Source organism: Methylosinus sp. R-45379 (genome assembly GCF_001644125.1).
Classification (GTDB): Bacteria; Pseudomonadota; Alphaproteobacteria; order Rhizobiales; family Beijerinckiaceae; genus Methylosinus.
On the sequence record NZ_LUUM01000211.1, the window covers coordinates 1 to 1,267 of the forward strand.

The window sequence follows — 1,267 nt, forward strand, 5'->3', positions numbered from 1 at the left end:
CATGATCTTCGCATCCCCGTGCCCTTTTCGCCAAAGCGCTTGATGAACGGCTTCGTTCAAGAGACGTAATTCAGATAGGATCGATAGTACGGAAGCAATCGCTTCGTGGAGGCGCCGCTCCACAATCCGAATGCGACGATCATGTTGTAGTAGATGTTCTTTGTGGGCATGCCGCGCAGGAAGGACAGCGCGCCGCGCAGAGCGCTGTCCTTCGTATGCCAGTCCACATTGAACGAGAGAGCGCAATCGAGGCTGCGCACGTGATGGAGCGTGCCCGGCGGCATGTACAGAACGTCGCCGGGCTCGACGACAACCTCCGTCGGATTCGCCAGTCGATAGAGCGGATACCGATTGTAATCGGGCTTTTCGACGTCGATTTCGCACCACCGCCAATTATAGGGATAGCAATATTTGATCTGCTCGCGAGGAAGCAGCGTGAACTTCTTTCTGCCCGCCACCTGGAAGAACAAATTATGCGTCAGGAGGCAGTCGAAATGAAGCGGCGTCACGCTTCCCGAGGGTCCAAGAAAGAGCTGGGCGAATGTCGGCCACTCCACGCCGTACCATAGCGGGAAAAAATTTGCGGGAAATCCTCGAAGATCGGCGCCAGCGTCCGGCAATATGCTCGTCAGCGGCACGTCGTGCAGATAGGCCGGCTGTTGCGCAATCGCCGAATTCCCTCGCGATTCATAGGCTTCCAGAGCGTCGACATAATCGCGCAGCCTCGAATGGTCAAGGCAGATTCCCGAAGGCCCCCACTTCTTGAGAACGACATTCCGGTCGCCAGCGCGTCGTCGAAGATAGTCGAGATTCCAGGACACGAACGCGACGCATTTTTTCAGTCCACCCGAGATGACGACCGGCCGTCGCAAACGAACGTAGCCTTCGACGAACTCGTCCGGAGACAACTGGTCTACACGATCAACGCAAAATGCGATCGACATCGTTCCAACCCGAAATCGAGGTACGATTATGCGATCGGCCATATCATGAGCCGCTCGAGGACGAAGAATTCTTCTTGCAGCGAAGCTGCACTCGCAGACGTGCGGCGAGCAACCTTTTCAAAGCCCGCGGCATGTCCGCACTCTGCTCAGGCTCTTCCTGCTCCGACCTCCGCCATCTGCCTACGCAGGCTGAGAGGACGCATGTCGGTCCACACGTCCTTGATGTAGGTGAGGCATTCGCCCTTGAGCCCCGTCTTGCCGACGGACCGCCAGCCTTTCGGAATATCCTTGTACTCCGGCCAAATCGAATATTGTTCTTCGTG

2 protein-coding genes are annotated in these 1,267 nt (G+C 56.7%); both read right to left on the reverse strand.

The features are described from left to right. Positions 1-56: 56 nt before the first annotated feature. Complete coding sequence (locus tag A1351_RS09055; protein WP_371441471.1) at positions 57-986, reverse strand: cupin-like domain-containing protein; 930 nt, start codon at positions 984-986, stop codon at positions 57-59. 104 nt (positions 987-1,090) lie between these two features. Then, on the reverse strand, positions 1,091-1,267 hold a 177-nt coding region (locus A1351_RS09060; protein WP_064032818.1), incomplete at its 5' end, for an MbtH family NRPS accessory protein.